This is a genomic window from Bradyrhizobium hereditatis (assembly GCF_020329435.1).
GTDB lineage: Bacteria > Pseudomonadota > Alphaproteobacteria > Rhizobiales > Xanthobacteraceae > Bradyrhizobium > Bradyrhizobium hereditatis.
This window is the reverse complement of sequence record NZ_JAGKJK010000010.1, coordinates 313824-338379: the sequence shown is the minus strand read 5'-3', so window position 1 is coordinate 338379 and position 24556 is coordinate 313824. Positions and strand designations below refer to the sequence as shown.

The 24556-nt window shown below is 60.7% G+C and carries 22 protein-coding genes and 1 pseudogene; 13 read left to right on the top strand and 10 right to left on the bottom strand.

Annotated features, from left to right (window positions below):
- The first annotated feature begins 56 nt into the window (after positions 1 to 56).
- A pseudogene (locus J6524_RS24320) lies at positions 57 to 1201 on the top strand (epoxide hydrolase family protein).
- A 15-nt stretch (positions 1202 to 1216) separates the two neighbouring features.
- Here J6524_RS24320 and J6524_RS24315 read toward each other — a convergent pair.
- Complete coding sequence (locus tag J6524_RS24315) at positions 1217 to 2158, bottom strand: GAF domain-containing protein (protein ID WP_225675217.1); 942 nt, start codon at positions 2156 to 2158, stop codon at positions 1217 to 1219.
- Between the two features lie 167 nt (positions 2159 to 2325).
- Here J6524_RS24315 and J6524_RS24310 point away from each other — a divergent pair, with 167 nt between their 5' ends.
- Entirely contained in the window at positions 2326 to 3336 is a 1011-nt protein-coding gene (locus J6524_RS24310; protein WP_225675215.1) for a glutathione S-transferase N-terminal domain-containing protein, read from the top strand.
- A gap of 14 nt (positions 3337 to 3350) precedes the next feature.
- Here J6524_RS24310 and J6524_RS24305 read toward each other — a convergent pair whose 3' ends face one another.
- From J6524_RS24305 to J6524_RS24285, 5 genes are all read right to left on the bottom strand, one after another.
- On the bottom strand, positions 3351 to 3980 hold the full coding sequence (locus J6524_RS24305) for a 2-hydroxychromene-2-carboxylate isomerase (protein WP_225675212.1): 630 nt from the start codon (positions 3978 to 3980) through the stop codon (positions 3351 to 3353).
- Between the two features lie 533 nt (positions 3981 to 4513).
- Positions 4514 to 6427 carry an NAD(P)/FAD-dependent oxidoreductase gene (locus J6524_RS24300; RefSeq protein WP_225675210.1) on the bottom strand — a complete coding sequence of 638 codons (1914 nt, stop codon included), beginning with the start codon at positions 6425 to 6427 and terminating at the stop codon, positions 4514 to 4516.
- A gap of 14 nt (positions 6428 to 6441) precedes the next feature.
- Positions 6442 to 7215: an SDR family NAD(P)-dependent oxidoreductase gene (locus J6524_RS24295; protein WP_225675208.1), complete on the bottom strand. Its 774-nt coding sequence runs from the start codon at positions 7213 to 7215 to the stop codon at positions 6442 to 6444.
- Complete coding sequence (locus J6524_RS24290) at positions 7205 to 7861, bottom strand: TetR/AcrR family transcriptional regulator (RefSeq protein ID WP_225675205.1); 657 nt, start codon at positions 7859 to 7861, stop codon at positions 7205 to 7207. The genes J6524_RS24295 and J6524_RS24290 overlap by 11 nt, the downstream gene beginning before the upstream one ends.
- A gap of 2 nt (positions 7862 to 7863) precedes the next feature.
- Positions 7864 to 9354 carry an AMP-binding protein gene (locus tag J6524_RS24285; RefSeq protein WP_225675203.1) on the bottom strand — a complete coding sequence of 497 codons (1491 nt, stop codon included), beginning with the start codon at positions 9352 to 9354 and terminating at the stop codon, positions 7864 to 7866.
- A 169-nt stretch (positions 9355 to 9523) separates the two neighbouring features.
- Here J6524_RS24285 and J6524_RS24280 point away from each other — a divergent pair, with 169 nt between their 5' ends.
- The 10 genes from J6524_RS24280 to J6524_RS24240 all read left to right on the top strand — a co-directional run bounded on the left by J6524_RS24280 (position 9524) and on the right by J6524_RS24240 (position 17849).
- On the top strand, positions 9524 to 10783 hold the full coding sequence (locus J6524_RS24280; protein WP_225675201.1) for an ABC transporter substrate-binding protein: 1260 nt from the start codon (positions 9524 to 9526) through the stop codon (positions 10781 to 10783).
- A 99-nt stretch (positions 10784 to 10882) separates the two neighbouring features.
- Entirely contained in the window at positions 10883 to 11785 is a 903-nt protein-coding gene (locus J6524_RS24275) for a branched-chain amino acid ABC transporter permease (RefSeq protein WP_225675199.1), read from the top strand.
- Positions 11782 to 12807 (top strand): branched-chain amino acid ABC transporter permease, encoded by a 1026-nt coding sequence (locus J6524_RS24270; RefSeq protein WP_225675198.1) that lies wholly within the window; start codon positions 11782 to 11784, stop codon positions 12805 to 12807. Before J6524_RS24275 ends, J6524_RS24270 begins: the two co-directional genes overlap by 4 nt.
- Before the next feature lie 2 nt (positions 12808 to 12809).
- Positions 12810 to 13568 (top strand): ABC transporter ATP-binding protein, encoded by a 759-nt coding sequence (locus J6524_RS24265; protein ID WP_225675196.1) that lies wholly within the window; start codon positions 12810 to 12812, stop codon positions 13566 to 13568.
- Positions 13565 to 14281 carry an ABC transporter ATP-binding protein gene (locus J6524_RS24260; RefSeq protein WP_225675194.1) on the top strand — a complete coding sequence of 239 codons (717 nt, stop codon included), beginning with the start codon at positions 13565 to 13567 and terminating at the stop codon, positions 14279 to 14281. The genes J6524_RS24265 and J6524_RS24260 overlap by 4 nt, the downstream gene beginning before the upstream one ends.
- 31 nt (positions 14282 to 14312) lie before the next feature.
- Positions 14313 to 14441 carry a hypothetical protein gene (locus J6524_RS37450; protein ID WP_283843343.1) on the top strand — a complete coding sequence of 43 codons (129 nt, stop codon included), beginning with the start codon at positions 14313 to 14315 and terminating at the stop codon, positions 14439 to 14441.
- Positions 14438 to 15214 carry an enoyl-CoA hydratase/isomerase family protein gene (locus J6524_RS24255; RefSeq protein ID WP_225675193.1) on the top strand — a complete coding sequence of 259 codons (777 nt, stop codon included), beginning with the start codon at positions 14438 to 14440 and terminating at the stop codon, positions 15212 to 15214. Before J6524_RS37450 ends, J6524_RS24255 begins: the two co-directional genes overlap by 4 nt.
- Positions 15214 to 15669, top strand: a complete 456-nt coding sequence (locus tag J6524_RS24250) for a MaoC family dehydratase (RefSeq protein WP_225675191.1) — start codon at positions 15214 to 15216, stop codon at positions 15667 to 15669. Before J6524_RS24255 ends, J6524_RS24250 begins: the two co-directional genes overlap by 1 nt.
- A 5-nt stretch (positions 15670 to 15674) precedes the next feature.
- Positions 15675 to 16532: an HpcH/HpaI aldolase/citrate lyase family protein gene (locus J6524_RS24245; RefSeq protein WP_225675189.1), complete on the top strand. Its 858-nt coding sequence runs from the start codon at positions 15675 to 15677 to the stop codon at positions 16530 to 16532.
- Between the two features lie 84 nt (positions 16533 to 16616).
- Positions 16617 to 17849 (top strand): acetyl-CoA C-acetyltransferase, encoded by a 1233-nt coding sequence (locus tag J6524_RS24240; protein ID WP_225675187.1) that lies wholly within the window; start codon positions 16617 to 16619, stop codon positions 17847 to 17849.
- Positions 17850 to 17860: 11 nt separating this feature from the next.
- On the opposite strand, the gene J6524_RS24235 is transcribed toward J6524_RS24240, so the two are convergent.
- The 3 genes from J6524_RS24235 to J6524_RS24225 are packed head-to-tail and all read right to left on the bottom strand — an operon-like array spanning position 17861 to position 21676.
- The gene (locus J6524_RS24235) at positions 17861 to 19453 is read right to left on the bottom strand and encodes an ATP-binding protein (RefSeq protein WP_225675185.1); all 1593 of its coding nucleotides are present in this window, start codon (positions 19451 to 19453) and stop codon (positions 17861 to 17863) included.
- Entirely contained in the window at positions 19450 to 20154 is a 705-nt protein-coding gene (locus J6524_RS24230; protein WP_225675183.1) for a response regulator transcription factor, read from the bottom strand. Before J6524_RS24230 ends, J6524_RS24235 begins: the two co-directional genes overlap by 4 nt.
- Positions 20155 to 20188: 34 nt before the next feature.
- On the bottom strand, positions 20189 to 21676 hold the full coding sequence (locus J6524_RS24225; protein WP_225675182.1) for a DUF4153 domain-containing protein: 1488 nt from the start codon (positions 21674 to 21676) through the stop codon (positions 20189 to 20191).
- A 293-nt stretch (positions 21677 to 21969) separates the two neighbouring features.
- On the opposite strand from J6524_RS24225, the gene J6524_RS24220 reads away from it, so the two are divergent.
- Positions 21970 to 23271, top strand: coding sequence for a glycoside hydrolase family 3 N-terminal domain-containing protein (locus tag J6524_RS24220; RefSeq protein WP_225675180.1), 1302 nt, complete (start codon positions 21970 to 21972; stop codon positions 23269 to 23271).
- A 42-nt stretch (positions 23272 to 23313) separates the two neighbouring features.
- Here the strand turns inward: J6524_RS24220 and J6524_RS24215 are convergent, their stop codons facing one another.
- Positions 23314 to 24489 carry an OpgC domain-containing protein gene (locus J6524_RS24215; protein WP_312002463.1) on the bottom strand — a complete coding sequence of 392 codons (1176 nt, stop codon included), beginning with the start codon at positions 24487 to 24489 and terminating at the stop codon, positions 23314 to 23316.
- Positions 24490 to 24556 lie beyond the last annotated feature (67 nt).

The following is a 24556-nucleotide window of genomic DNA, read 5'->3' as shown; positions in this document are numbered from 1 at the left end:
CTTTTTTCGGTAGCATCAGCTTGGAGAGCGCGACATCCATCGGAGCTGGAGGCTTCATGAGCGCTGAAATCAAGCCTTATCGTATTTCGATCGGCGATGCCGTGCTGGACGATCTCAAATCGCGGCTGCGCAACACGCGCTGGCCGGAAGCCGAACTCGTCGACGACTGGGCGCGCCGCTGAAATGGGTCCGGGATATCTGCCGCTACTGGGCCGAGGAGTACGATTGGCGGCAGCGCGAGGCACGGCTCAATCGTTTTGCCCAGTTCACCACGGAAATCGACGGCCTCGACATTCATTTCCTGCACGTCCGCTCACCGCATCCGGACGCGATGCCGCTGGTCATCACGCATGGCTGGCCGGGCTCCGTGGTCGAGTTTCACAAGGTGATCGAGCCGTTGACCGATCCGATTGCACATGGCGGCAATGCTGCCGACGCGTTTCACGTCGTCTGCCCGTCGCTGCCTGGCTTCGGGTTTTCAGCCAAGCCGAAGACGACCGGCTGGGGCGTCGATCGCATTGCGTCAAGCTGGGCGGTGCTGATGGACCGCCTCGGCTATGCGCGATACGGCGCGCAGGGCGGCGACTGGGGATCGGCGATCACCACCGCGCTTGGCGCGCAGGATCCGGAACACTGCGCGGGCATTCATATCACGCTTGCGATGTCAGTTCGGCCCAATGTCGAGGGACAACCAACGCCTGAGGAAGCACGGGCGTTGAAGGGCATCCAGCATTACGCCGATTGGGATTCAGGCTATTCCAAGCAGCAATCGACTCGGCCGCAGACGCTTGGATATGGTTTGACGGATTCGCCGAGTGGGCAGGCCGCTTGGATCCTGGAAAAGTTCTGGGCCTGGACCGATTGCGACGGTCATCCCGAAAATATCCTGGGTCGCGATGAACTGCTCGACAACGTCATGCTCTACTGGGTGACGGCGACGGCAGCTTCATCGGCGCGCTTATACTGGGAAAGCTTCGGGCCGAAGCGACGAACGGCGCACAAGGTTACGGTCCCGACCGGCGTCGCCGTCTTCCCCAAGGAGATCGTCACGCCGGTGCGAAAGTGGATGGAAGCGAGCTACACGAATATCCAGCACTGGAGCGAAATGCCGAGGGGCGGCCACTTCGCAGCTTTCGAGCAGCCGGACCTGTTCGTGCGTGAGGTGCGGGAGTTCTTCCGGACATTGCGAAGGGCAGGCTGACCTTTCCGACGCGCCTCAGAGGTACCAGGCGAGTACGGCCTTGAGCTGAGCGTCTTCGATCACCGGAAGCACGACGATCTGGTTCATGCCGGCCGCGCGCGCCTGGCGCGCCGCAATGGATTCATCGACGTTCAGATGCTCGTTGATGGCCGGCATGCCCGTCGCCCAAGCGCCGCCGATGCTGCCTTCGCCCTTGCGGATCGTCTCTGACGCATAAAGCGAGCTCAGATCGGCATTCTTGCTGCAATCGCCAGACTGAAACACCAGTTCCGTTCGCGCCGGGTTCGGTACCCAGATCTCAAAACGCCTGGCGATCGGCGTTGCCTGTGCGGATAGGAACGTCATGACCCAAGTTTGGTCCGACGCTGTCCGATAGGGAATGCCGACGCCGCAATTGATTCCGATCTCGGTTGCTTCCTCCCAACGCAGGAAGCTTTTCGCGTTGTGCAGGTCCTTGATGATGAGTGGCATGCCGGCCTTCCAGGCACGGCCGGGCAGGCCGAATCCGCGCGGGAACTTGGTGTGCCTGGAATTGAACTCGAACATGTCGGCGGTGCCATAATAACCGTCAACCAAGCTCATCTCGTGCGACTTCTCGGGATCGTTGTGCCAGAGCTCGATGGCGCCGACGTGCTTTTCGTCGTCGCCGCAGAACAGCACCATGACGGCCATCAGGAACTCGCCAGCAAAAACCGGCAACGCGACACCGCAGGTCAATCCGGCTTCGATCGCCTCGTCCGTGCGTCTGAAGTAAGAGTTTGCGAATTTCGTGAGGATAACGGGATGGCCGGAGGCCCAGGCCTTGCCGGGTAAACCCTCGCCATAGGCGAACAGCGCGTTTTCGCTGACGGCCTTGAACTCCGAATACTGCTCGCTGCAAAGGCAGCCGCCGAATTCAAGGCGGGTGCGGGTTCGGTCGGGGACCCACAATTCAACCACGCGAATGAATGTCTTCATCGGAACGCACCTGTCGCTACGACGATCTCAGCATCGGCGATTTAGCGACGGCATGTGCGAACAAATTACAGGCAGGTGCCGCCCAAAGATCGTGCGGGGCCGGCGACAATATTGAGGAACTGGCGGGCGAAGTTTGAATGCGCTATTGACCCGGTGAGGTGAATGCCATGACCGAGGGACGCTACCGGCTGATTGGCTCGACCGCATCGCCCTATGCGATCAAGCTTCGCGCCTTGCTGCGCTACCGGAGAATTCCGTTCGATTGGGTCATCATGACCAAAGCGCTGCGCAAGGCGACCGAGCATTTGCGCCCCAATCTAATTCCGGTACTGCAATATCCAGACGGTACTTATCGCGGCGAGACCACGACGCTGGCTTACGATCTGGAACGGCGTCACAAGGGTCGTTCCGTCATTCCTGATGACAAGGCGGTCGCGTTCGTCTGCGATCTCCTGGAAGACCTTGCCGACGAATGGGCGGTCAAGCCGCTGTTTCTCTATCGCTGGTGGGATGCGGAGGACCAGGCCTATGTCTCGCGCTGGGCCGGCGAAGAGTGGTCGGTTTCGGAAGCTGAAGCCGGCAGCGCGGAGGAGATCGAGCAATTCAGGCAGCGGCAAATTTCGCGCATGGTCATTCTTGGCGCGACCGCAGAAAACAGGCCGCTTCTCGAAGAGAGCTACTTGCGTATCCTGGCGGCGTTCGAGCCGCATGTCGGCATGACCAACTATCTGTTCGGGAGCCGGCCTTCGCTCGCCGATTTTGCCTGGTTCGGCCAGCTCAGCGAGATGGCGACAGACCCGACGCCGATGCGGATCATGCGTGCAAAAGCACCGTTCACCGATCACTGGGTGCGGCGGCTGGATGATGCCTCCGGCGTCGAGGGCGAGTGGTATCCGCGCGAGCGGGCGCTCGGCGGCATGGTGGAAGTGCTGTTGAGGATATCAGGCGAACTTTATCTGCCGTTCCTTGTTGCCAATGCCGAAGCCTTTGCCAAAGGCCTTGAACGGCTGGAGATGAATATTTGGGGCCTGCCTTACGCGCTGGCGCCGTTCAAATATCAGGTGAAGTGTCTGCAACGGCTTCGCGACAAGTTTTCAGCGCTCGATGCGGACAGCCGGGCTGCGTTGCGGCCGGTGCTGGAACGCACCGGATGCTGGCAGCATCTGGCGAGCGGCTAGCAAAAAGAGTGGCCTCACTTCCGATGGCGGTTGCCCAGCGCCGTCGCGATCGATTCCGGATTCCTGATGCGCTCGATCAGCATGTCGATGCGATCGCCGCCCCAGAACAATTCGCCATTGAAGACCATGGTCGGCACGCCGAACACGCCGAGCGCTTCGGCGTCAGCGATGATGCGGTCGTGCTCCGCTCGTGCCGAGCCGTGGACGTAAGCTTCGAATTCTTCCGCTGAACCGCCGAGCGATGCGATGACGCCGGAAATGGCCGACAGCTCGTCAATTTCCAAATCATGGCTCCAGAAGCGACGGAATACCGTATCGTGATAGGGACGGAAAAGGCCGTGACGTTGGGCGAACAGCATGCCGGCACTGGCATAGAAGGCGTCGTAGATGCGCCGCGGACCTTTCATGACAAGGCCTTGCGCGTTGGCGTAGCGGCGCGCGTCCATATAGGCGTAGCGCACCTTGCGCCAGAAATGCGGCGTGCGCTCCTCCACCGTTCCCATGAACTCAGGAATGCGCAGTGTGTATGGCAGCCATTCGAGTTCGACGCCGTGAGCTTCCTCGAGCTCGAACAGTCGCTTGTTGGCGACAAAGGCGTAGGGGCTTTTGTAGTCGGTGTAGATTCGCACGCGCGGTTTATCCATGGGCCTACCCTTGTTCGATCGGATCAGTATCTTCGATCTGAATGGAGCAGGGAACTGCGCGACGCATTCTGATTGATTCAAAACGAATGGGCCCCGGTGCATGAGAGCATCGCGGGGCCCGACATCTTCGTTATAGGCGAAGGATTTCTGGTAGACACCAGCATTTTTATCAGGATTCGGCAGCGCGTGGCCTTTGCGCTCCGTCCAGCAGATGTGTTCGAATTGTTGAAGGCGCGATGAGGCTGGCAGCTGCTTATGACCTCAACCGCACCTGGACCTTGCGCTGAGCAAGGTCACCGGTCTGACCCGGTGGCGTCATGCTCCTCTCCAAGAAGTTGGCCAACGGACCACAGGTCCGCTCCTGCTGCGTGTCGTCTCGATCATTTAACCGGGGCGCCAATGCCCGCGAAGCGGGGAGCGCGCACGCTCCATGGCTCCAACAGGTGCAGCACGCGAAATGCTGCGGCAGACGCCGGCCGGTGTCAAGTCATCCCAAAGACGGTCGCGCGATGGGTTCCCGGGAACAACAATTCTCAAGCCTTAGTCTGCCGGTAGTCGTGTAGGTCGGGATCATGGGTCATTGCCCAGTAATCCACAAATCGCCAAGGCATTGCTGAAAACACGCGGCCCTGCTTGTTGCGGTAGTAGGTAGTCATGCCTGGATGAGTCCAGATCAACTGCTCATGCTCGGCATCGACTTTCTTGATGTACTGATCGTGCGCCTCGGGGCGCACATCGATCGCGGCGATGTCTTGCTCGATCATCTCGACGAGGCAGGCCGAGATGTAGCGGCTCTGGCATTCCGACTGGAAGATCACGCTGCCGCCGTGTGCTGGACCTGAATTGGGACCAAGCATGACAAAGAGATTGGGAAAGTCCGGCACGGTGAGGCCGAGATAGGCGGTCGGATTGTCGTTGGCCCAGGCCCTCCGCAGATTTTTTCCGTCACGCCCCGTGATGTTGAGGCGGGCGGCCATTTCCGTGACCTTGAAGCCCGTCGAGATGACGATGATATCCGCAGGCCGCAACTTGCGGTCTGAAGTTACGATGCCGTCTTGCGTGAAGTGGTCGATCTTTTCGGTGACCAGTTCAACATTCGGCTTCGTCAGCGTCTTGAACCAATTGTTGTCGAGCAGAATGCGCTTGCCGTAGGGCGGATAGGTCGGCACGCATTTCTCGATCAGGTCAGGGCGGTCCTTCAGTTCCGACAGGATGAAATTGGTCAATTCCTCTCGATGGCGGTCGTTGCCCTTGTTGACGGCGCGCTCGGGATGCGGCCAGTCAGGGTTCTTGCGCAGGAACGGCAGCAGGCCATCGCCATAACGCCAGAACATGTTGAAGCGATACCATTGCACATAGAACGGCAAATGCGCGAGCAGCCACTGCGCGCCCTCGGTGATCGGATCGGAATAACCCGCCACGGGGCGCGCCCATTGCGCAGTCCGCTGATAAACGGTGACCGAGGCCACGCGGTCGGCGATCGACGGCACCAGTTGCATCGCAGTGGCGCCAGTGCCAATGACGGCGACGCGCTTGCCGTCGAGTTTGATGTCATCGGACCAGAGAGCGGAGTGCAGCGTAAGACCTTTGAAGTCTTCCTCGCCCTTGAAGTGCGCCGGATGTGGGTCGTTGAGCTGACCGATCGCGCTGACCAGAATCGTCGATTCAAATATCTCCTCGCCATGGTCGGTCTTCAATGTCGATATCCAGCGCCGCTTGGTTTCGTCCCACCGTGACGACGTCAGCTCGGTGCTGAGGCGTAGATGATTTCGGATATCGTATTCGAGCGCGACTTTCTTGAGATAGTCGAGCAACTCCTCGCGCTGAGCGAAGTAGCGGGTCCAGGCATTACGGCGGCCGAACGAGAAGGAATAGGAATGGTTGGGCGTGTCGACGCCGCAGCCGGGATAGCGGTTGACGTACCAGGTACCGCCGAGCTCGTCGTTCTTCTCGACGATGGTGTAGGGAATGCCGAGCCGGCCAAGCGCGACGCCAAGCGCAATGGCGCAGACGCCGGCGCCGACGATCAGCACATGCTGCTGTGCCAGCTTCTCGTTCGAAGGCGGCCTGGTCCAGCGCGCATCGCGGGGAATGAAGCCCATTTCCTCGCGCATCAGCGGCGCATATTCCGGCGCGACATTTTCGCCGAGCGTGGCGCGCATCATCTTCAGCATCAGCGCATTGCCGGGGTCGGTGATGACGGGCTTCGGCTCTCCATTCGCGAACAGTTTCACCACGGCAGCACGGATCTCGGCCTGGACCTCCGGGGGCACGCCGGCTTGGGGGTCCGGAATCAGGCGCACGTCGCGCTTGGGCTTGTAGGGCGGCTCGAGCCATCGTTCGTCGCCGGTCATGTGCACCAGCACCATCAGCAGCACGCGGATATCGCCTTCGGCAATCGCCGACGACAGATCGAGTTTCTTGCGCGGTAGCAGCTCGATGTTCATGCTGGTGTCCTCGTTTACGCGCCTTGCGCTTCCGGCAAGCCGCCATAGGCGGCCCAGGTGGTGCCGGCGATATAGCCAGCATCGACAGGAAGATTGATTCCGGTGACGCCGCTGGCCATTGGCGAGAGCAGCCAAGCGATCGCCTGTGCGACCTCGATCGGCTCGACCAGCCGGTTCATCGCAGTCGGGCTTTCGAGCCATTTTTTGTTCAGCGCGCCGGAGGCGATGCCGGCTTCGAGCGCAGCGGTGCGGGTGAATCCCGGCGAGACGGCGTTGACGCGTACGCTGCAGCGGCCCCATTCGGCCGCGAGCGTCTGCGTGATCTGGATGACACCGGCTTTCGCGGCGGTGTAGGCATGGATCGGGCCGGAGGTCATGCCAGCGACGGAGGCGACATTGACGATTGCGCCATGACCGCGCTCGGCCATCTTCACGCCGACGCTGCGAGCGACCAGGAACGTGCCGCGCAGGTCAATATTGACCTCGCGATCCCATTGCTCCATCCGCACGCGTTCGATCCGGTGCATCTTGCCGAAGACGCCGGCAGCGTTGACGAGGCCCGTGATCGGGCCGTGCGCGGCCTCGATGTCGGTAATGCCGCTGACGACGACGCTTTCGCTCGCGACATCGAAAGGCGTGGGCCACAGGACGACTTGCGTTCCAGCCAATGGCTCCGGCGCGATATCGACAATGACGACCTTTCGGCCCTGGCCAGCGAGAAGCGTTGCGGTGGCCGCGCCAATGCCGCGGCTGCCGCCGGTGACCAGAACGATGCCTTCAGCGTTCACTGCTGCTGCCCTTATCCAGCGTGAACAGACCGCGGGTGATCAGCTTCCGGTACGCGGAGATGACGTGCTCGGGGACTGCGGTGACGGCGCCGTTGGCATAGGAGTAACGCCGGCTAAGATAGCCACGCGCGCCCATGAACATGTGAACGATGGCTTCGAACTCCTCGTCGCTGAAATCCACGATGGCGCCGGTCAGGCGGGCGCGCCGGAGAATGCGGACATAGGCGGTGGAAACATTGTCGAGGTGCTTCTGATAGCCGCTCGGTGCAAAGAACTCGGCTTCGTTGAGGATGCGCAGGAACTCCGGCACTTCGCGGATGAATTCGAAGAAGGCAGTGAAGCGTTCGATCTCCTGCCTTGCCGCATGCGCGTTGCCAGTGCGCTCGCGGATGAAATGAACCATGTCGATGCCGATCTTCGGCAGCAATTGATCGAGCAATTCCTGGCGGTTCTCGAAGTGATTGTAGAACGTGCCCTGGGCGACGCCGGCCTCCTCCGTAATGCGGGCGACGGAAGCTTCGGCGTAACCATACTTGCCGACGACCTTGGTCGCGGCGTCGAATATCTTGCGCTTGGTCCAGGCGTTGCGCTCGACACGGTTGAGTTTCGTCAATTTGCCCGATGCGGCTTGCGATGATTGTATCATGGTTAAGATTCCAGTTCAGCGCGCAGCACGCGCTTGAGGACTTTGCCGGACGGATTGCGTGGCAGGCTGTCGCGGATGATCAGTTGCTTCGGCACCTTGAAGCCGGCGAGGCGCGCGCGGCAGTGTTCGACAAGGCCAGGCAAATCCAGCGTGGCGCCATTGCCCAGCACGACAACGGCGACCGGCCTTTCGCCCCAGCGCTCGTCGGGGATGCCGATGACGGCGACTTCGCGCACCTGCGGCAGCTCGTAGATGACGCGCTCGACTTCGGAGGAGGCGATGTTCTCGCCGCCGGAGATTATCATGTCCTTCTTGCGATCGGTCAGATAGAGGAAGCCGTCTTCATCGAGATAGCCGATGTCGCCGGTGCGGAACCAGCCGCCGAAGAACGCCGCCGCGCTCTTTTCCGGATCCTTCCAATAGCCTTGCGTGACCTTCGGTCCGCGCAAGCAGATCTCGCCATTCTTGCCGGGCGGCAGTCGATTGCCGGCGTCATCGCGGATATCGATTTCGATATGGGCGATGGCGCGGCCGGTCGAACCGATCTTCTCGATCTCGCGGCCCGCTTCCATGAAAGTGTCGCCACCGCAGGTTTCCGTCAGTCCGTAGGCATCGATGTAGCGGGCGTTTCTAAAATACTCTGAGAAGGCGCGAATGCGCGCTTCCGGGGTTTTCTCGCCGCCGCCGATCGCCCAGCGCAGGCTGGAGACATCGTAGCGATCGCGGGTAGGGCAGGTGAGGAGCGCTGTGGTCATGATGGGCGCGAACCATGCAGCATTGAGCTTCTCGGCTTCGATGGCGGCGAGCGCTTGCTCGGGCTCGAAGTTGCGGTGAATGGAAAGCAGGCCGCCATGCCAGAGCACCGCAATTCCCGGCAGGTCGAGCGCGCCGACATGGTAGAGCGGGCCGACCACCAGCAATCGCGTTTCTGCGTTCAATCCCAGTACCAGCGTCTGATCGGCCGACTTCCAGTACATATTCTCGTACGTGAGCATCACGCCCTTGGGACGGTCGGTCGTACCTGACGTGTACATCAGCCGCATCAGGTCGCGCGGCTGTCGTACGTGCATGGGAGCTGGCGCAACACCGGGTGCGAGGAGGCAAGCATTCGACTGCGCAGCTTCGTTGAGAAGGACCACTGGCGCGCCGCCGGCTGCTGTGCCGGAAAACTCTTCGTCCGCGATCAGGATGCGCGCGCCGGAATTGCCGACGATGTAGCCGACTTCGTCCGCCGACAGGCGAAAGTTGATCGGCAGAAACACCGCGCCGACATGGCTCGTCGCAAACACCAGTTCGAGAAATGCCGTGCTGTTCTTCATCAGCACCGCGACGACGTCGCCCGGACCGATCCCGCGCGATCGGAGCCATCCGCCCACCTGCCGGACACGGCGGTGGAACTCGGCATAGGAGATATCCTCGCCGCGATATTTCAGCGCACAGCGGTTCGGTGTCCGCCGGGCGTGAAACGCGATGAAGCTCGAAAGATTGATCATTTCCCGTTCAAAAGGCCGATTCCACGGCCCTTTCTCGTTTGATGAATTCTGACTCGTAATTCATCTTCGGCTTGACGTCACCCCCCTCGCTCTGAAATTCTCATTCCGTACGGAGACGACACGATCTCCGGCTGGGACTTGGGAAAGCCAACCCCATAGGGAGGAAGCAATGACGAGAACCCGCAAACCGGGCGTAAGCCGACGTGCGACGTTGGCGATGATGGGCGCCGGTGCCGTAACGTTCGCGACGCCCTGGGTGGGGCGCGCGCAAGCCAAGACCATCAAGATCGGTATGCCGACCATCCTCTCCGGGCGCGTGGCGCAGCTCGGCACATCGTCGCGCAACGCGGTGATGCTGGAGATCGCAAAGGTCAATGCTGCGGGCGGCCTGGCCGGCCGGACGATCGAAATGGTGATCCGCGATTCCAAGGGGCAACCGCAGGAAGCCGCCCGCGTCGCCCGCGAACTCGTCAACACCGATGGCTGCGAAATCCTGATCGACGCGGAAGCATCGTCGGGCGCGTTCGCAGTGCACGAGGTGGCGCGCGACCTCGGCGTGCTCTGCATTCACACCAATTCGGAAACCTCGGCGCTGACCGCCGATCCCAAGCAGCACATTCCGAACGCGTTCCGCACCGCGCGTCAGGGTGTGCATGATTCAATCGTCGGCGGCAGTTATGCGGCGGCGATTGCCAAGGCCAAGGGGCTGAAGAAATGGGCGACCTGTTCGCCCGACTACGCCTATGGCCGAGACACCACGGCCGAATACGTCACCTATCTGAAGCGCTTTGCGCCCGACGTCGAAATCATCAGCGAGTCCTGGCCAAAGCTGTTCCAGCCCGACTACACTGAGGTCGTGACAAAGATCCTGCAGGCCAAGCCGCAGGCGCTTTATTCCTGCCTTTGGGGCGGCGATCTCACGTCCTATATCGATCAGGCCAACATCTATGCGCTGTTTAGTCAGATGGAGGTGTTTGCGGTCAACATGGCGGACTACACCGCGCTAACGGTCGTGAAGAATCTTCCGAAAGGCATCCACTCCGGCAATCGCTACATCAAGACCTATCCAGCAACCCCTGAGAACGCTGCGTGGGGCGATGCCTACAAGGCGAAATACAACGAGTATCCCACCAATTGGTCCTGGGAGAATGCAACCGCGATCATGCTGCTGGCTGAAGCGTCGAAGAAGGCAAACTCGGCCGACGGCAAGAAAGTCGCGGAAGCTCTGCGCGGCCTGAAAATCAAGTCTCCATTCGGCGCCGACGGCACCGTCACCATGCGAGCCGAGGATCAGACGCTCGTTGGTTACGCGATCGGCTGGGGGACAACGATCCCGCAGGAGCCCTATGTGCCGCAGGTTCAGGCGGGCGACTGGAAGACGATCTTCGAGCTCGAAGCCGAATGGAAGAAGAGCAAGGGCTACGCCTGATCGGACGGCAATGACGGAGGCGGGTAAGTCGCCTCCGTTTCGCTGCAGAATGTTTCTCGCGTGCCGCTCTCGTCAGGCACGCCGCAATGGATGCTTCCCTTGGACCTCGACGCGCTTACCGGCTGTCTCGCCAGCTCTGCCTGTCTGGTGACGCAAACCACCAGCGGCTTCATTATCGGCATGTTGCTGTTTCTCGTCGCCGTCGGGCTGACGCTGATCTTCGGCGTGCTCAAGGTCGTCAATTTCAGCCACGGTGCCTTCTATATGTTCGGCGCCTATTTCGCGATGACGACCTATCAGTTCTCGGGCAGTTTCGCCCTGGCGATGCTGTGCGGTGCGGCGGGTACAGCCATCATCGGTTTGATCTTCGAGCGCGGGTTCATGAGCCGCGTCTACGGCGCTGACGTGCTGATGCAACTGCTCGTCTGTTACGCCTTCGTGCTAATCTTCGATGACGTCGTGCGGATGATCTGGGGCCCCGAGTTCAAGTCGATGGGCATGCCCGCAGCTTTCCAGGTGGCGCCCTTGTTCATCGCCGGAGGCGTGGTGCCGCCATATTATCTGCTGCTGATCGGCGTTGCGCTCGCGGCTGCCGTGGTGCTCGGGCTTGGCCTGGTGCGCACGCGAATTGGCAAGGTGATCCGGGCGGCCGCGCATAATCCCGGTATGGTATCGGCGCTCGGCATCAACACGGGTTTGATCTATGGCGGCGTGTTCGCACTGGGTGGCATGCTGGCAGGCCTCGCGGGGGCGCTTGCGGCGCCGGTGCGCTCGCTGACCCCGGGAATGGGATTCTCGGTCCTGATCGAATCCTTCATCGTCACCGTCATCGGCGGGATGGGCTCGATCCTGGGCGCGCTGATCGGCGCGCTCCTGATCGGCCTGATCCGCTCGTTCGGATCGCTCGGCTTTCCCCTGTTTACGGAAGGCCTGATGTATCTGTTCATGGTGATCGTGCTGGTGTCGCGGCCGACTGGCCTGTTCGGCAGGGAGGTCGCATGACCGAGTTGCAGGCCGAGCAGGGCACGCCGGCACTCGATGTTTCCCGCGTCGAGGCAAAGCCGCGTCGCAATCGGGATGCGCTGATCGCGCTTGCGGTCTTTGTCGTGCTTGCGCTCTTGCCGATGGTCTTCAGCAGTAAATTGCTGCTCGACTTCGTGATCCGCTGCGCGGCCTATGGGCTGTTCGCGACGTCGCTCAACCTTCTGGTCGGTTACACCGGCCTGACTTCGTTCGGCCATGGCATGTTCTTCGGCCTTGGCGCCTACGGTTTCGGGTTGATGATGCAGAAGACCGGTGTTCCCATCCCGGTGGCTTTCGTCGCAACGCTGGCGATCACGTTTGGTGTCGCCCTCGTCATTGGGGCCATCTGCGTGCGACTGAAGGAAATCTATTTTGCCTTCGTGACGCTCGCGTTCCAGATGCTGATCCACTCGACGATCCTGTCCTGGGTATCGCTGACTGGCGGCGATCAGGGATTGCGCGGCGGGATTCCGCGGCCGTCATTTTGGGGCATTGATCTATCGAACCATTTGCATCTCTACGTCATGAGCTGCGCGCTGCTGGTGATTGGACTGCTCTTGATGTGTCAGATTGCGCAGTCGCCGTTCGGCTACACCCTGCGCATGATCCGCGATAACGCCACACGTGCGAGCTTCATCGGCATCGACGTCTGGCGCGCCAAGTTGACGATCTTTGTACTTGCGGCGCTGTTCGCCTCCACCGGAGGGATCATCATGGCGCTGTTCGTCTCAGGAGCCTATCCGGAATTCGCCTATTGGACCATGTCAGGCGAGGGCATCTTCATCAACATGCTCGGCGGCGTCACGACATTCCTGGGGCCAATGGTCGGGACCGTATTGTTTCTGGTCCTTAACGACACCGTCACCCGGCTGACCGACTATCATGGCCTCGTGCTTGGGATCGTGATCCTGTTTTTTGCGATCGGCCTGCGGAAGGGTCTGATGGATTTCGTCATCGAATGGTACGCGCAGCGCCGCAATGGCCGCGGGGAGCGCGATTAGCCATGCTGCAAATCCGCTCCCTTTCCAAATCGTTCGGCGGCGTGAAGGCGACCGATAACGTCACGCTCGACTTTGTCGACGGTTCGCTCACGGCCGTGATCGGCCCCAACGGCGCCGGCAAAAGCACCTTTTTCAATCTGATCACCGGCGCGCTGCGACCGGACGCCGGGCAGATCCTGCTCAACGGCGTCGATCTGGCCGGGCGCACACCGCCCGAAATCGTGCGTCACGGCATTGGCCGGGCGTTCCAGGTTGCGAGCATTTTTCCGTCACTGACGGTGCAGGAAACCATGTTGGCCGCGGTCTGTACCGATCAGCGCAAGGCCGGTGTGCTGTATCGGCGCTTCCCCTTGGCCGAGACGCGTGATCGGGCCGAGCATGCCATGGAATTGCTGGGGCTCGCAGGGAAGCGGAATCGCGTTGCGGCGACGCTGTCGCATGGCGATCAGAAGCTGCTCGATATCGCGCTGGCGCTGGTACTCGACCCGAAGGTGCTGCTGCTCGATGAGCCCACTGCCGGAATGGGCACCGAGGAGCGCTGGCGGATGATCGACAAGGTGAGGGAGCTCTGGGAGAAGCAGAAGATCACGGTGGTGTTCATCGAGCACGACATGGACATTGTGTTCAAAATAGCACCCGACATCGTCGTGCTCTGCTACGGCAGGATTCTCACAACAGGCGCGCCGGATGCGATCCGCCGCAACGAGGCTGTGATCGAAGCCTATCTCGGTGCTGAGCATCATGCGGAGGCCGGGGCATGAGCGCGCAGCCCGTGGTGCAGGTCGAGGATCTCGACGTCTATTACGGCACCAGCCAGATTCTGTTCGGCGTCAGCCTTTCCGTGCGGCAGGGCGAGACGATGGCGCTGCTCGGGAGAAACGGCGCGGGCAAGTCGACCACCATGAAGGCGATCATGGGTCTTGCTCCCGCGCGGCGGGGCAAGGTTTCGCTGCACGGCAAAGTTGTTTCGGGGCTGAAGCCGCATCACATCGCGCGGGCCGGGCTCGGCTTTGTGCCGGAAGACCGGCAGATTTTCCCGGAGCATACGGTCGAGGACAATCTGATCATTGGCGCCAAGAAGGGGCCCAATGGCGAAGACGAATGGCCGATCCGCCGCATCTATGATGTGTTTCCGGTGCTGGAGCCGCTACGTCACCGGATCGCGGGAAGGCTTTCCGGGGGCGAACAGCAGATGCTGGCGATTGCCCGCACGCTGATGGGCAATCCTGCGCTGCTGCTGCTGGATGAGCCGAGCGAAGGTCTGGCCCCGATTATCGTGCAGCGGATCGGCGAATTGCTGAGGCAGCTCCGCGGCACGGGCGCAACCGTGCTGATCGCCGAGCAGAACATGCATTTTTGCCTTGGCCTTGCGAGCCACGCGACGGTTATCGACAAGGGGCAGATCGTCTACACCTCCGGTATCGAAGAGCTGAAGGCCAACGTAAACATTCGTCAGCGCTACCTCGCGCTGTAGCTTTCGGCCGGCGAGCTTCTCGGAAGCTGACTTGCGCCCCGCACCTGATATAGGCCAGGACAGTTTTGAGGTGTTGCTCGAAGCGGGCTTCGAGCAAGGCGCCATCGACGATCTGGTCAAGGCCGGCGCGGTGCGTCAGGCCAAGGGAGGCAAGGCATGAGCACCGAACTCGTTCGTTATTCCGTTTCGGGAAATATTGCCGAGATCATGCTCGATCGCCCACCGGTCAATGCGCTCAGCATGGACTTGATCGACGCGCTGCTGGCGGCTCTGGCGAGGGCGAGAGGCGACGAAGCGGTGCGCGCCGTCATCATCGGCAGCGCGCACAAGGTGTTCTGCGCCGGTCTCGATCTCGACATTGTTCGGGGCAAACCCGGAATCGAGACCAAAAAATTCCTTGAGCGGCTATATTTCGCACTCAACGATACCCAGTATCGCTTGGGTAAACCGACGATCGCCGCGCTCGATGGTGCGGTACGCGCCGGCGGGATGACGATTGCGATCTCCTGCGACATGATCATCGCGGGCGATGCCTGCACCTTCGGCTATCCCGAGATCGATGTTGGCTTGATCCCAGCGATTCACTTCGTGCAATTGCCGCGGCTGGTCGGCAAGCACCAGGCCTTTGGGCCGCTATTCCTGGGCGAACCCTTGGATGCCGCGACGGCGTTTCGCATGGGTCTGCTCAGCGAAGTAGTGCCGAAGGGGACCGCGCTCGAGCGCGCGCGGGAGATTGCGTGCAAGCTAGCTGAAAAGTCGCCCATCGTCATGAAGATCGGGCGCGATGCCTTCATGCGGGCGGTCGACGCCGATTTTCGCCGCTCGGTCGAGAATGCGGCCGAGAGCTTTGCGCTTGTTGCCACGACGGAAGATTGTCAGGAAGGCTTGAATGCGTTCGTCGAGAAGCGAACGCCGCACTACAGGGGGCGCTAATGGCTGGATTGTATTTCGAGGAGTTCGAGATCGGCCGGGAATTCCATCACGAGTTCAGCCGCACCGTGACCGAGATGGACAACACGATGTTCAGCCTGCTGACCATGAATCCGCAGCCGCTGCACATCGATGCACATTTCGCTGAGAATACCGAATTCGGCCAGCGTTTGTTCAACAGCATTTATACGCTCGGCATCATGATCGGTATGAGCGTTTACGACACAACGCTTGGCACCACGATCGGCAACCTTGGCATGACCGACGTCAAGTTTCCAAAGCCGGTGTTTCACGGCGATACGCTCAAGGCGCACACCAAGATTATCAGCAAACGCGAGAGCAAGTCGCGGCCGAACCAAGGCATCGTGGAGTTCGAGCACACCATGACCAACCAGCGCGGCGAGGTGGTGGCAAGCTGTCGCCGCACCGGCCTGATGCACTGCAAGCCGAAGGCATAAGACCAATGCGATCGTTCCTGTTCGTTCCCGGCGACAGCCTGCGCAAATTTGAAAGCGCCAAGAAGACCGCGGCTGATGCGCTGATCCTCGATCTCGAAGATTCGATTGCGCCGGAGGAGAAAGTCGGTGCGCGGAAGACGGTCCGCGAAATGCTCGACGCCCGCAATCCGAACCAGAAGGCATATGTCCGCGTCAACGCGCTCGATACCGGCCTGACGCTTGGTGACCTCGCCGCCGTGATGCCGGGCCGGCCTGACGGCATCGTATTGCCGAAATGCGCCGGCGCCGCCGACGTCAATCGCCTTTCTCTGTATCTGGACGCCTTCGAGGCAGCCGCGGGGATTGAACAGGGAACGACGCGAATCGTTACGGTAGCCACTGAGACGGCGCGGGCGGTCCTCAAGCTGCTCGATTTCGAGAACATGAGCCCGCGGCTATGGGGCATGATGTGGGGCGCCGAGGATCTCGCAGCCTCGCTCGGTGCGTCGCGCAACCGGACTGACGGTCGCTTTCATGGACCATTCCTGCTGGCGCGCGATCTCTGCCTGATCAGTGCGGCTGCGGCCGGCGTTGTTGCCATTGATACCATTGCGACTGATATCAACGATCTCGACGCGCTCAGGGAAGAGTCCATTGCCGCGCGCCAAGACGGGTTCCTCGCCAAGGCGGTGATCCATCCCAAGCATGTCGACGTCGTCAACGCGGCCTTCATGCCGACGGACGAGGAAATCGCCTGGTCGGAGAAGGTCGTGAAGGCGTTCAATGAGAATCCGACTTCCGGTGTCGTCAAGATCGACGGCAAAATGATCGACAAGCCGCATCTGCGCGCCGCAGAGAAGATCCTCGCGCTGCGAGGAAGGTAACGAAATCCGGCTAACCTTGATTAGATTGACTTTACAGTTTGGTCGGCGGCAAATGCGGCCGATCGACATATTCGAGGACACACCATGGTTGACGCGCTGATCATCGACGCATGCAGGACACCGCGGGGCATCGGCAAGGCTGGTAAGGGCGCCCTGTCGGGAATCCATCCCCAGCAGCTCGGCGCCACGGTGTTGCGTGCCCTGGCCGATCGCACCGGCATCAACACGGCTGATGTCGATGACATCATCTGGGGTACCAGCTCGCAGCGCGGCCAGCAGAGCGGTGATCTCGGGCGGATGTCGGCGCTCGATGCCGGCTATGACGTCCGGGCCAGCGGCGTGACGCTCGACCGGTTCTGCGGTTCCGGCATCACCAGCGTCAACATGGCCGCTAATGCGATCATGTCGGGCTCGGAAGATCTCGTCATCGCCGGCGGCACCGAAATGATGTCAATGGAGGGGCGTCGCGGCGAGGGGCCGTTCATGATGGACAACGGTAATCTTCGCCTGCGCGCCCGGCATCCGCAATCGCATCAGGGTGTCTGCGCCGACGCGGTGGCGACGCTGGAAGGCATCACGCGGCAAGATGTCGATGAACTCGGCCTCGAGAGCCAGAAGCGCGCGGCAGCCGCCATCAAGGGCGGCTATTTCGACAAGAGCCTCGTGCCGGTTTATCGCGAAGACGGCAGCCTCGCGCTTGACCGTGAGGAATACCCGCGGCCGCAGACCACGCTCGAAGGGTTGGCCGCCCTGAAGCCGGCATTCCCGGCTATCGCCGACTATCCGCTTGACGACAAGGGCACGACTTACCGCAAACTCATCCTGGACAAATACCCTGATCTCGACATCAACTTTGTGCATCACGCCGGCAATTCTTCCGGCGTCGTCGACGGCTCGGCGGCCATCCTGCTGGCGTCGCCGAGTTATGCAAAAGCCCATGGCCTTAAGCCGCGCGCCCGTGTCGTTGCCATGGCGAATATGGGAGACTCCCCGACGTTGATGTTGAACGCGCCGGTGCCGGCGGCCCGCAAGGTGTTGGCCAAGGCCGGCCTCACCATCGACGACATCGATCTGTTCGAGATCAACGAGGCGTTTGCGGTCGTCGCCGAAAAGTTTATCCGCGATCTCAAGCTCGATCGCGACAAGGTCAACGTCAATGGCGGCTCGATCGCGCTCGGCCACCCCATCGGTGCAACCGGTTCGATCCTGATCGGGACCGTGCTGGACGAGTTGGAGCGGCGCGATCTCAAGCGGGGCCTGGTGACGATGTGCGCCGCCGGTGGCATGGCGCCGGCCATCATCATCGAGCGGGTCTGAAGCTAGCGGCCTCAGGCTGCCGGAAACTGCAGTTCGAACATAACGCCCTGGCTGGTCGGCAACAGCCTGATCGATCCGCCATGGCTGGTCATCACGGCGCGGACGATCGAGAGTCCCATGCCCGTGCCGCCGGTGTCGCGGCGGGTGGTGAAAAAGGCGTCGAAGATCTTCTCCCGGTTCGGCTCTGATATCGGATCGCCGTCATTGCTGACGGTCATTCTCACGGAACTGTCCTCAGCGACCGCTTCGAGCCGGACGTTCTTCGCATTGTGACGAATGGCGTTGTCGGTCAGGTGTGACAGGACGATCAGGGCTTTTTCGTTGGACATGCCGATCGAGCGGTCCAGACAGCCCGTTGCGTCGATTGCGCGTGTCGGAAACCGGCTCTTCAATCCGCCGATCACCTGTGAGAGTTCGGTATGCTCGTTCTGCGGCGCGGTCTCGGCGCGCGCCAGCTCGCGCAACCGCTGGGTCATGACTTCCAGACGCCCGGCATCGCTCAGAATGTTCGAGATGAAGTTCTTCTGCTCCATCCGGGTGAGGTTGTCGGATTTGCTTTCAACGGAGTCCAGCAGCAATTCGGCGGCCCCCTTGATCGACGTCAGCGGCGACTTCAGCTCGTGGGTGAGGTGCGACGAAAACGTCGCGATGTAGTCCGACCGCCGCGATAATTGCTCGGCCATATCGAGGAAGCTGTCGGACAGCTGGGCGAACTCGCGCGTGCCGTAATGGGCGAGCGGCTTGAATGCGTCGCGGTCGCCGCGGCCGATGCGCTGGGCGCGATCGACCAGCTCGCGCATCGGCCGGGTGACGGTTCGGGAGAAAATCAGGCCGATGGCGATGGTCGCCAGAACGACCGTAAGGCCCGCCAGAATGAACTTGCGGCGCTCCTGATAGAAATGATCGAAGATATTGCTCGGCGTTCTCGACGTATAGACGACACCGGCCACGCGGTTGTTGACGATGACAGGCATTGCCGAAAACACATGCACGCCCACGCCGCGGCTGATCGAGTAGATCGGAGGCGGAGGCTTGTCGGGTTTGCGAATGCGCAGCACCGCCCGGTACTGTCCCTGCATCGCCCTGGCCACTTCGTCGATGTGGGCAAGCGATTGGCCGACCTCGTCACGGCCGGCGATGACGACGCCACGTGGATCAAGGATACGGAATCCGGCCAGCGTGACCTTCTGCGTTTCCAGGATGATCGGCATCAGGCGCGTGCCGATCTCGACATAGGCAGGCGAAGCTGGTGCGCTCGCGGGAAGGGCATTCGGCCGTCGCCGGAGCAGATCGCCGCCGGCGGCGAGATCGAGGGCGGGGCGGATCGGCGTTAGCTGGTCGCCCCGGTCGGGGCGCGCTTCGGGTGGAATTTCTACGCCGAGGGCAATGCCGGCGGCGAGAATTGCTTCCACCTCGCGCGCATAGACCGCCGCCAGCACGCGGCTTTGGGCGATCAATTCGGCCTGGGTTTGATGGATGAGCTGATTGTCATAAAGGCGGAAGAAGAATAGTCCAACGAGGGGCAGCATCGCTACCGAGGCGAGCATGGCGAAAATGACCAGTCCCAATGACGGTCGCCATTTCTCGCGTGCGCGCGATGTCATGCCTGCGGCTCGCATCGGCCGAGCTTAAAGCCGACGCCGTGAATGGTTTCGATGACGTTGTCGCAGTTCACGGCCGACAGCTTGGCGCGGATGTTGCGGATGTGGCTGTCGATGGTGCGATCCGATACCTGGATGTTGAGCTGGTAAGCGGCGCCCATGATCTGCTCGCGGCTGAAGACGAAGGTCGGCCGCGTCAGGAAGGCTCGGAGAATACCGAACTCGATGGCCGTCAGCCGCAGCGGACTACCGGCAAATTCCGCGACATGCTGTTCGGGGTCTATGGATAGCCTGCCTTGCGATAGCGCAGCTGTGGACGTTCTGCCATCCTGGCCACGCTGCGCGATGCGGCGCAGGATAACGTTCACGCGCGCGACCAGCTCGCGCGGGCTGAACGGCTTGGTGACGTAATCGTCGCCACCAATTTCGAGGCCCAGGACGCGATCGATCTCGTCGTCGCGAGCGGACAGAAAAAGGATCGGAACGCTTGAGGACCTTCTGATTTCCCGGCAGACGTCGAGGCCGTCGAATTCGGGCATGCCGATGTCCAGAACGATCAGGTCCGGCTTGTCCGCGGCAAAGCGGGTCAATGCTTCCTTGCCGTCGCGCGCTTCGAAGACGGTCATTCCGGCCTTTTTCAGTGCGACGCGGATGACCTCGCGGATATGAAGATCATCGTCAACGCTGAGAATGCGGTGCGTCAAACGTTTCTCCCGGCGCAACTGGTCTGCGATCGAATTAGCCTGTGGTCAAACTCTTTTGGGCGTCCATGGCGCGCTGGAGGCGCCAGCTCCGAAATCCCCAGGAGCGCCAGGATGCCGTATTTTTCACTTGCTGTTCTACAAGGCAACCACGGCGGGAAACAAGGGTGGGATCGATTCCACGAAGCGTAAGGGCCCTGTCGATCGCGCGCAATGCCTGCGGCCCCAGGGAAAACAGATAGTTCATATCGATCGCTACGCCTTTGCCGGTGGCCTCGCGGCTGTGGCTGACATTGTAGTCAGCGATGATGGCCGCGAAATTGATCAGCGAGCAGACGTAGAGCGTTGCCGTCAGAGTGATGAGGTTAGCGCGGATCAGCCAATCATTCGAGCGGTTCAGAACGATGCGGGCGACGATCAGCATGAGTCCCAGGGCGACCAGTATCATCCAGATGAACGCCGCGACGCGCCACCATGTCAACAAATAGACTTGAACATAGAGATCGAGGCGCAGGATCGATGACAGCACGAGCAGGATATTTTGTGCCACCCAAAGATAGACCAACGTTCGGATCAGCCGCGATTGCTCGGCCGGGCCGCGCGGCCGCATGGCGGCGAGAACGAAAGCTGCTGCCAACAGGGCCGTGACGATGAGAGGGTAGGCGCCGCGATGCGCATACGAGGCGTAGCTGATATCGGCGGGCAAGGTCGCGTTGCCCCAGAGATAGACAACGTCGAGGATGGTCTGAACGGCAAACAACAGGTTGAACAGGATCAGTGATCGCAGGATCGTTGCCACACCGAAGAAGTTGTTTTGGCTCGATGGTACTCCCTGCGCCAGTGCCGCCGCTTCGGTCAATCCTGCCGATATCTCGCGTTTGCTCCTCCAACGGACGTGGATAATGGGCCATACCAGTGAGAGCGCCAAGGTCCAGAACAGGACGCGTCCGAGACTGATGTAAGAAGTCGTGTTACCCGGGTTCAGCAGGCTGATCCACTTCTCCAGCAATGGATTGGCCGATACGAGCAGAAACACGAAGATGCCGCTGAGGACTATGGGAATGAACCACAGGGTAAATCCGGTCTTCAGTGCCGGCAGGTTGAATGCACCGATGGCATCGCGAAAAAATCTGAACGGGCCGACCAGATAAAGGTCGCATAATGCAGCGGCTCGCTCACCGAGATGATGTTGATCGCGATTGGTCGTCAACAGCAGGCCAACACCCAGTCCCAGCACCATGAAAGTCAAAGACGCGATGTTGAATTCCTCCACGGCCGGGACGAGGGCTCCGAGCAGAAGCGCGAAAGCCAGTGGCACCTTCTTTCGGTTCAAGATTGCGATGTTGGCCAGCAGCGAACCGCAGGCCAAGACCACCGCAAAAATAGCGGCCGATATACCGATGCCGTATCCGTAGAACAGCCAGTCGGCCAGCGTAGCCAGCGCCAGAACGATTGCTGTTTTGACGGGAAAAGTACCTTCCTGAGTAGAGCCCGCATCGGATGCCGGCGTGGTGATATCGGTCATTATTGCATCACCTGTCTTGAGAGGAAAATTGCAAACCAGCGCGGCGGTGGGGCGCTCGCATAGCCACCACCCGTCATTGGCTAGTCTTGTGGGAATGGACATTTCGATGATCACCGCTGATCCGCGAGACGGACTATCTGGCGGCGTTGTGCAATTGATTGGACTACCGTCTGCAAGAGTTCAGGATTTTTATGCAGTTTCCGTGCAGCCGCGGTTATGCGCTCGCGCTAACCAGACAAGTTTGATACGGGCAATGGTCTCGTCCTTCCTCGCGCAAGCCCTCATCGAGTTTCATGCAAATTCTCAGACGTATCGGCCTCATTCTGGTCTGGCTCGCCGGAGCCGTCTTCGTTCTCGCTGCAGCCAATAAGAATGATCCGTATCTGATCTTGCTGCGCGGTACGGGAAATATCGTTCTGTTCGCGGCGAGCATCATTGTCGCTGTCATCCTCATCCGCCGCGGCTATTGGAGGAGAGGCGTGGCGGGAAGGGCGCTCATTCTGCTGTGGAGCCTGCCATCGCTATCGATGCTCGGTGCGGACACTGCGTTTGAATGGCGCAAGCAGCGTGTCCTGCTGGCCGATGCCCCGCAGGTGCGAAGCCTTGGGCGACACTTTGTCGTCGGATACTCGTCATTCCCCGAAGTGGCTGTCCTTGCCGAGAAGGGGCTGATTGCCGGCGTCTATATCACGAAGCACAACGTCAAGGGATCGTCGCCGGCGCGTCTGAAGGAGGAGCTCTCGGCACTGCAGGAAAGACGTCGTGCCACTGGCCTGCCGCCGCTGATCGTTGCGGCCGATCAGGAAGGCGGCATCGTCTCGCATCTGGCGCCACCGCTGACCAAGCTGCCGGCGCTATCGACGCTTGCGAACTTGGCGCCGGCTATCCGCGCCGAGAAAGCAGAGGCGTTCGGGCGCACTCACGGGCAGGAGCTGACGGCGCTTGGCGTCAATCTCAATCTTGCGCCGGTGCTGGATCTGCGACCTGAAGCGAAGCGCAATCGGTTCGATTTCAACACGCTGATCGGCCAGCGCGCGATTTCCGACGATCCGGCTGTCGTCGCCGACATTGCACTGGCTTATGTGAGCGGCCTCGAAGCGTCCGGCGTTGGGGCGACGGTGAAGCATTTTCCGGGGCTCGGGCGCGTACGAACGGACACCCATCATTTCAGCGCCGAGCTCGATACGTCTGTCGACGAACTTGAAGCGTCCGACTGGATGCCGTTCAAAAGAGTGCTGGCTGGCTCGAAAGCGCAACTGATGGTCGGACATGTGACGCTGACATTGGTCGATCCCGATCGCCCAGCGTCGCACTCCAAGAAGGTCGTCGACGGCATCATTCGCAGGACATGGAACTATCAGGGTGTCGTCATGACCGACGACCTCGTGATGGGTGCCATCTATCAACACAATGTCTGCACGGCCGTGGTAGAGGCGCTCAATGCCGGCGTAGATCTGCTGCTGGTCGCCTTCGACGGGGCGCAGTTCTATCGCATCTTTGGCTGTGCCATGGCGGCCTCGGCCGAGGGAAGGCTCGACGCTGCCATGCTGGGCGAGAGTGCGATGCGGTTGAAAACGGCATTCCCGGTCGACTGAGAGTACGGCCGGGATGGGGGGCGTGGAGGCGATCCCGCGCAATTACTTCGCGAACCGGCCTTGCTCCGGCAGTCCCGTCATTGCATGGGTCTTAAGCGCGGGCTTGTGATCCTGCCTTTTTGACCAGGACACATAGTAAGCGACGGCCGTCATGATCGAGATTCCGGCGATGCTCACCAGGATGTGCAAGACAAGTGAATCGGGTCCTGTGATCAGCACGAGGTGTCCGGCAAACGAAAGAAACACGCCGGCGCAGAATACAGCCAACCATTCCTGGCCGCATTTGATGATCGGCTGCAATGCCGACCATCGGAATCCGCGCCAGTCCCGCGGCACCAGGTAGGCAAAGAGAAACGCCAGCGCGAGAAAGTGAAGCACCCTGTGCGGGGCGAGATTTTCCTTATCGTCGGGTAGAAACACATCGCGCAGCAGATCCGGGACGAGACCACCCTGAGGAAATTTCCCTGCCACCGTCACGGCCAGAGCAAAGAGGAGGTATAACCAGGCGACGGCGCGGAGGATCACGAATTCCTGAAGGGTACGCAGCGCGCGCATTTGATTCGCGCCGCTCAATGCCAGCCAGGCGCCGAATACGAACAGGAGTTGCCAGCAGAACGGATTGAGGTACCACTTTCCATCCGGAAACGACGACAGATTCCAGTCGAAATGGCAGGCCGCGGTGTAGAGGCCGATCGACCCCGCCATCGTGATATTCGGCCGCCGCACCATCCCGACCAGAACAAGCGGGAAGATCGCCAACAGCACGATGAATAGTTGTAGTACATCGAGATTGAGCGGCTTCGCCTGCAGCAGCAGGCCATGAATCAGAGTTCGGATTGTATGATCGACGATCCCCGTCACGTTGAATTCGCCAATCAGTTCGGATGCGCGGGATTTGCGCGCGACATATCCGATCAGATCGATGTAGATCACGAACAGGACGATATAAGCGGCATAAAGCTGCCACAGCCGCTTGAAGATGCGGGTTGCCGTCACGACGAACCCGCGCTCCAGCATCATCCTTCCGTAGAGAATTGCGGCAGTATAGCCGCCAATGAACACGAACAGGTCAGTGGCGCCACTGAACCCGAAATTGCGCATGGTCAGCAGGCTGACCGCATTGTGCGGAACGTGATCCAGAAAAAGAAACCACGCCGCGATACCAAGCAGGAGACAGAGTCGGAGATCGCCGTCGCGCGCAGCGAGCTCAGCCTTCATTGACAGATACATTGAGAGTTAAGAACTTTGCAGGTCCGAGGAATCGAATCGCAACGATATCGCGATT

Bases quoted from the DNA above. Each gene is read 5' to 3' on its own strand.
- J6524_RS24225 (WP_225675182.1), bottom strand. From the start codon at position 21,676: ATGACCGATATCACCACGCCGGCATCCGATGCGGGCTCTACTCAGGAA.
- J6524_RS24250 (WP_225675191.1), top strand. From the start codon at position 15,214: ATGGCTGGATTGTATTTCGAGGAGTTCGAGATCGGCCGGGAATTCCAT.
- J6524_RS24315 (WP_225675217.1), bottom strand. From the start codon at position 2,158: ATGAAGACATTCATTCGCGTGGTTGAATTGTGGGTCCCCGACCGAACC.
- J6524_RS24240 (WP_225675187.1), top strand. From the start codon at position 16,617: ATGGTTGACGCGCTGATCATCGACGCATGCAGGACACCGCGGGGCATC.
- J6524_RS24285 (WP_225675203.1), bottom strand. From the start codon at position 9,354: ATGATCAATCTTTCGAGCTTCATCGCGTTTCACGCCCGGCGGACACCG.
- J6524_RS24220 (WP_225675180.1), top strand. From the start codon at position 21,970: ATGCAAATTCTCAGACGTATCGGCCTCATTCTGGTCTGGCTCGCCGGA.
- J6524_RS24245 (WP_225675189.1), top strand. From the start codon at position 15,675: ATGCGATCGTTCCTGTTCGTTCCCGGCGACAGCCTGCGCAAATTTGAA.
- J6524_RS24310 (WP_225675215.1), top strand. From the start codon at position 2,326: ATGACCGAGGGACGCTACCGGCTGATTGGCTCGACCGCATCGCCCTAT.
- J6524_RS24305 (WP_225675212.1), bottom strand. From the start codon at position 3,980: ATGGATAAACCGCGCGTGCGAATCTACACCGACTACAAAAGCCCCTAC.
- J6524_RS24290 (WP_225675205.1), bottom strand. From the start codon at position 7,861: ATGATACAATCATCGCAAGCCGCATCGGGCAAATTGACGAAACTCAAC.
- J6524_RS24270 (WP_225675198.1), top strand. From the start codon at position 11,782: ATGACCGAGTTGCAGGCCGAGCAGGGCACGCCGGCACTCGATGTTTCC.
- J6524_RS24260 (WP_225675194.1), top strand. From the start codon at position 13,565: ATGAGCGCGCAGCCCGTGGTGCAGGTCGAGGATCTCGACGTCTATTAC.
- J6524_RS24255 (WP_225675193.1), top strand. From the start codon at position 14,438: ATGAGCACCGAACTCGTTCGTTATTCCGTTTCGGGAAATATTGCCGAG.
- J6524_RS24215 (WP_312002463.1), bottom strand. From the start codon at position 24,489: ATGAAGGCTGAGCTCGCTGCGCGCGACGGCGATCTCCGACTCTGTCTC.
- J6524_RS24280 (WP_225675201.1), top strand. From the start codon at position 9,524: ATGACGAGAACCCGCAAACCGGGCGTAAGCCGACGTGCGACGTTGGCG.
- J6524_RS24235 (WP_225675185.1), bottom strand. From the start codon at position 19,453: ATGACATCGCGCGCACGCGAGAAATGGCGACCGTCATTGGGACTGGTC.
- J6524_RS24265 (WP_225675196.1), top strand. From the start codon at position 12,810: ATGCTGCAAATCCGCTCCCTTTCCAAATCGTTCGGCGGCGTGAAGGCG.
- J6524_RS24300 (WP_225675210.1), bottom strand. From the start codon at position 6,427: ATGAACATCGAGCTGCTACCGCGCAAGAAACTCGATCTGTCGTCGGCG.